3 protein-coding genes are annotated in these 5849 nt (G+C 33.9%); 1 reads left to right on the forward strand and 2 read right to left on the reverse strand.

Annotated elements, in window-relative coordinates; genetic code table 11:
- Together CCAL5182_RS08845 and CCAL5182_RS08850 are read right to left on the reverse strand one after the other, a co-directional pair.
- The coding region (locus tag CCAL5182_RS08845; RefSeq protein WP_336610819.1) for a dynamin family protein at positions 1-1764 on the reverse strand (1764 nt) is incomplete at its 3' end.
- Positions 1757-3847 carry a dynamin family protein gene (locus CCAL5182_RS08850; protein ID WP_336610820.1) on the reverse strand — a complete coding sequence of 697 codons (2091 nt, stop codon included), beginning with the start codon at positions 3845-3847 and terminating at the stop codon, positions 1757-1759. The genes CCAL5182_RS08850 and CCAL5182_RS08845, both read right to left, overlap by 8 nt.
- A gap of 208 nt (positions 3848-4055) precedes the next feature.
- Here CCAL5182_RS08850 and CCAL5182_RS08855 point away from each other — a divergent pair, with 208 nt between their 5' ends.
- The gene (locus CCAL5182_RS08855; protein ID WP_336610821.1) at positions 4056-5477 is read left to right on the forward strand and encodes an OprD family outer membrane porin; all 1422 of its coding nucleotides are present in this window, start codon (positions 4056-4058) and stop codon (positions 5475-5477) included.
- The last annotated feature ends 372 nt before the right edge of the window (positions 5478-5849 follow it).

A 5849-nucleotide genomic window follows, 5' to 3' on the forward strand; every position in this document is an offset into this window, starting at 1 on the left:
AGCTTCTTTGGCCTCTTTCGTCTCTTTAAATTCTTTTCTCATGTTTGATAAAATTTTATTTAAAAATGAAGCGTTTGATAGCATTTCATTTTCAAATTCATATAAATTTAACGAGATCAAAACTCTTTCGTAAATTTCATTTGCACTTGGTATGTAAACGGAGAAATTTATCGGATCTTTTTCGTGTGAAACAATGGAATTCTCGATCTTTTCTTTGATGAAGTGAACTGCGATTTTTATTGCATTCTCGTAGTTTGTTATGATTTTTAAATTTAATTTTTCAAAAAATAGTAAAAGTGTTTGGATCTTGGCAAATTTTATCGCTTCAAAATCCCTAAGCACAAGCTCGTAAATTCTTCCTGCATAAGCTCGTATCGTGGCAAATTCGATATCAGAATGCACCGCACTCTCTTTTCTGACACCTTCAAATTCGCTTTTGTATATTAAAAATTCACTTTCTAAATTTTCATAAATTTCACTTAAGGCCGTGCAAAGCTCATCTTGTAAATTCTTTAAATTTTGTCTGTAAATTCTAAAAAATTTTGCTAGTTTAACATCGTTATAGATCAGCTTTGAAAAAATTTCATCATTGTCAAAACTCATTATTTCGTATTCGATTTGATCGATCTTTTTGCCTTTTAATAGCGTCTTTTTGTGCTCAAATCGCCTCATTTTCTTTGGCTTCATGCTTGAGACTATCTCGTCTGCTATGACTTTTGCGATTTGCTTGATCTCGTTAAATGCTATCTCGATTTTAGGGGAGAAATTTTGCTTTACAAGAGCCAGGTTTTTTTCTAAATTTTCATCAAAATCGCTAAGAATTTTCATCCCTTTTTCATAAACTTGCATGAAATACTCATGTTCGCTTATCAACTCTTGCGAGATGTTTTTGCACTTTTTAAGGACAAAATTTTGCTTTATCTCTTCATTTGCAAAGGTATTTTCTATCGCCTCTAAAACAGTCTTGAAATTTGAGCTATTTGCCAGAGCCTCATCGCCGTTTTCACGTGCTAAATTTGCCTGTTTTGCAGATATCGGTATTATTTCTTTAAAAATACCGTCAAATGTTACCTTTGCATGCGTCATGACATTATCAAGCTCGGCTTTGGTTAGCTTATCTTTTTGGTTAAGCACGCATATCGCGCTTTTTTCTTCGCTTTTTACCAGCTCATTTATTTGGCTTAGCTCACTTGCTCTTGCGGCATTTTCGATAAGACTTAGCCACACAACCCCACAAACATCACTTAAAACCTCCTTGGTGATATTTGTGTCTGAACTCGAAAGCGAGTTTAGGCCAGGGGTGTCTATAAAATTTACACGTTTTAAGATCTCAAGCGGGGCATATATGCAAAGATCCTTTACATCGTCGTTAAATACGCGTTGGTCGACAAATTTCTCTATCTCTGATATGTTTAAATTTAGCTCTTTGCCGTTTTTGTAATCAACCCTAAGCGAAAAATTTTCTCCGTATTTAATGTGTGTAAGGCGAGCGGTTACCGGCGTAACGCCTGTTGGCAAGACATTTTGACCAAGTAGTGCATTTAAAAATGTTGACTTACCGCTTGAAAATTGACCGACGATAGCAACTTGTGCAGGCTCGCATAAAAACAGATCAAGTTTCCTTAGTTCGTTTTTAAGCTCGGCACTTGGGTGAAATTTAGGCTCCAAAAGCGCTTGTTCGAAGCGTTTAAAATCCCCGTAAAAATCATCACTAAAAATTTTAAAGTATGCACTTTTATATGAATTTATAAAGTTTTTAAGCATCTTTCAACCTCTTCATAATCCCCTCAAGTTCGGCTTCAAGCTTTATTGTTTGGTTTAGTTTTTCATTAAATTCTTCGCTTGTTTTATTTAAATTTTTAAGCTCAAGACTTAGGATTTTTTCATTTTGTGATAGTTTTTCTTGTTTTGTCTTTAAATTTTCATCAAGTTGGGCTTGAAATTTTTCTCTCTCAAATATGGCTAAATTTTTTGCAAAATTTATTATGTTTTTATCTTTTAAGAACTCATCAAGCGCACTCAAAACGCCGCTTTGATCCTTTTGTTTTAGGCTTTTTGATATATCGGTGCAAATTTTTACGTAGTCAAAAACGATATTTTGCGTGCTAAGATATTCTCCGATGTTAAAAATTTTACTATCCACTTTTATATTCAAGTCGTTAAAATTTAAATTTAAAGTATCGGTGCAAGATGTTATCTGTCTTAAAATTTCGTTTCTACTAAGTCTTGCGGCATTTAAAATTCCATCATTTAATGCACTTTGAACGATATAATTTATGCGCTTTTCGTCGCTATTGCCTTGTCTTTTTTGGTATGCATTTTCGTTTATCACTTTGTCTTTGATGGTGTTTGCAAGTCCTTTAAGAGTGAGCAGAAACTGTGAATTTAAGCTGTCTACGTCTATCTTGTCAAGTTCAAATTTAACTGTTTCGTTGATATTTTTTATCTCGTTTTGCAAGGCAAGTTTTTGCTCTTTGATGTCATTTAAATTTTTGTTTAATTCTAAATTTGAGCCGTTTAGAGTTAAAAGTTGGGTTTTGCACTGTCTTAAGAACTCGTCTGCAACAGCGCCAAGTTCCATCTTGTAGGCGTTTATGCTTAGTTTTGATTTGTCGTTGTCTTCTCCAAAAAATGTTTCGTAAAGATACTCTTTAAATTCACTTACGCCGCTATCATCCTTGCCTTCAAAGTATCTTTTTGAGCTTACACTAAAAAATTCCACATCCCTTAAGCCCTCTTTTTCCATGCTTTTTTTCGTGTATTCTATAACTTCGCTTAGCTCTTTTTGGCTTAGCAGATCAGCGTGAGTTAGCACCACTACAAGGCACACGATATGTGAGTTTTTTAGTGAATTTTTTATAAATTCTACATCTTTTTGAGTCGTGCTTTGCGAGGCGTTCATAAGGTGAACCATCAAATCGCATTCGCTCATAAATCTCCTAACAAGCTCTTCTCTTAAAAACACCGCATCATCGATGCCGGGAGTGTCGATTATGCAGATGTTATCTCGTAAAAGCTCCAAGTTTTCATACAGTTCGACGCTTTTTACGGTTTGTGAAATTTTAGTTTTTGCCGAAGTGTAGTTCTTTAGCTCCTCTTTTTTTATTTTTTTACTGCTATCAACTAAATTTAAATGCTCATTATCAGGCGTGATCTCAAGTTGTTTTAGCTCTTCTTCGTTCCAGAAATTTACGTTTGCATAAGGTTCTTTGGCGTGTTTTAATATGGTTAAATTTACTGTTTCAGGCACATTTGAGGTGCCTAGGAGTTTTTCGCCTAAAAGTGCATTTAGTAAGCTTGATTTGCCGGAATTTATCACTCCCGTGAGTGCGACGTTAAATTTTAGCTCTTTGATCTTTTGTGTTGCGTTTTGAACCCTTTGGGTAAAAAAACCATCTTTATCAAGATCAATGATAATCTTTGAAATTTCATTTAATTTTTCTATCTTATCATGAAAAAAGTCATGCTTGCTTTCGCTTGTTTGATGGTTAAAATTTAGCTCTTGTGATAAATTATTTATAAAGTTTTCTAATTTAATAAATTTTTCATTGCTGATTATATTTTCATCTTTAATAAGTTTTATATTTTTTAGCAGTTTTTGTTTTGATATTTTTGCATTTTTAAGCGCGTTTATTATGCCTATTTGTGCGCTTTGTATACTAAAAACATCGGCTCTTAAGCCTAGCGAATGCAGTATCTGTCTAAATTCGCTAAGCGCGATAAATCTATCAAAATTCTCTTCATCGGCACACACTAAAACTGCTAAAATTCTCTCATCTGCAATGATGACTTTTTCTTTATCTAAAAATAATTTATGCTTCCAAAATTGCTCTAAAAACTCACACATTTCTCACTCTTGGTGTTAAAATTTGTGGCGATTTTAGTATAATTTAACTTAAAAATATGCAAAAATACACAACGTTTACCAAAATGTAACCATTTTTCTAAATTTATGTAAAAAATAAAAATTCCTATGTTATAATGCAAAGATAAAAATTTTTAATATTAGATTTTTAATATTAGATTTTTTTAAATTATCAAAATAGGAGTTCGATATGAAATTAGGCAAACTTAGTTTGGTTGCTGCTGTAGCTCTTGGCTGTTTAGCTAGTGCAAATGCTGCTGACAATCTTGCCGAAGCTCTAAGCAACGGCAAACTTTCTGCTACACTTAAAGCTACTTATGCTGACCATACTGTAAATGACGGTCTAGCTAGCCAAAACAATGAAAACATCTTTGGTGTTGGTGTTGAGCTTGGTTACGTTACAGATCCACTTTATGGATTTAGAATCGGTCTTACAGGTCAAGGCTGGGGATCACCTTTTCATGTAGAAAATAAATCTAAATCAATGTATAACAAAGAGTGGTGGACTAATGGCTTTGTTCTATCTGAAGCATACTTAGGATACGCTATTGGTAAGACTGACATTAAAGCCGGTCGCCAATACGTAGTTACTCCACTTGTTGCAGGTAACTATACAAGATCTTTTAAAGAGGCTTTTGAGGGTCTAAGTATCTTAAATAAAGATATCCCTGATACTGCTTTATGGGCTGGATGGTTTTATAAATTCCAAGGCAGAAGTAAAGCTGCTATGGGAAGCAAAACTTATGCTACTACAGGTCGTGCACCGTTATTCAAAGATAGAGTTATCCTTGGTAACCTAACTGGACCAAATACTGCTAAATTTGATGATATTTACTCAGCATATATTGAGAACAAATCACTTCCTGGTCTTAAATTAACCGGCGCTTATGCAGCAGTTACTGATGTTGAATTATATCCTACAACGGTTGCTAAAAATGGCGATATCGATTTATATTTAGCAGAAGCTAATTATGTATTGCCGGTAGCTGACTTACTAAAATTAAAATTCGACCTACAATGGAAGGGCTCACGTGCTGATGGTTCACTAGATGCTAAAAATGTAAATCTAGATGGTGATATGCTAGGTGTGCGTGTTGGCGTTTCTGATTTTTACGGATTTGGTGCGTCATATGCATATACAACAGTTAGTGATGATGACGCGGTAATCCTTGGCGTAGGCAACGGACCTGGTTCATACACTGCTATGCCTATTCGTGGACCATTTGTATTTACAGGTTTTGCAGGTATGGATATGCATAAGCTTATGCTTAACTATAACTTTGCTGCTATTGGAGTAAAAGGTCTTAACCTAGGTCTTCACTATGTAACTGGTGAAAATGATAGATTGAAAAATGGAACACACAATGCCACTACGGTAAACAAAGCAAATCCAGGCACAAACTATGGCAAAGTAGCTAACACAAGCACAGAAATAGAAGGTTGGGCGGTGACAGCTAACTATGCGATACCTGCGGTAAAAGGTTTAAATGTGGGCATTACATACACTTCTATTGAAAGAGATGGTAAAGACTACACAACTAACACCACACAAAATTGGAAAGAGAATGAGCTTTGGCTACAGGCTTCTTACAAATTTGATATCCTAAACTAAAATACTCAAGGCGGGGCTATCCCCGTCTTTTTCTTCTTAATTAATTTTTATAAATAATTTTAAATTTTTATTTGATCTTGCCTTGAAGTATATTATAAAATTAGTTTAATCAAAACCACAATACACGCTTAGTTTATTTTTGTCCATATAGAGTAAATTTGCATTCTTAGTATATGTATTTTTTAAATTTTTAGACTGCGAATATTGATATTAGCATCTAAAATTTATAGGCTCAATTTAAATTAAAACTCCTTATTAAGAGTTTTAAGTTATGGTTTTATCTATGTTCTCTAAAAGCAACTAACGCAGTGAAGTTAAAAATAAGCATATAATACCTCGTGGAATTTTAGAGGCTAAATTTAGAGAAAATTG

The sequence above is a fragment of the Campylobacter sp. 7477a genome, from assembly GCF_014892335.1.
GTDB lineage: Bacteria > Campylobacterota > Campylobacteria > Campylobacterales > Campylobacteraceae > Campylobacter_A > Campylobacter_A californiensis.

Bases quoted from the DNA above. Each gene is read 5' to 3' on its own strand.
- CCAL5182_RS08850 (WP_336610820.1), bottom strand. From the start codon at position 3,847: ATGTGTGAGTTTTTAGAGCAATTTTGGAAGCATAAATTATTTTTAGAT.
- CCAL5182_RS08855 (WP_336610821.1), top strand. From the start codon at position 4,056: ATGAAATTAGGCAAACTTAGTTTGGTTGCTGCTGTAGCTCTTGGCTGT.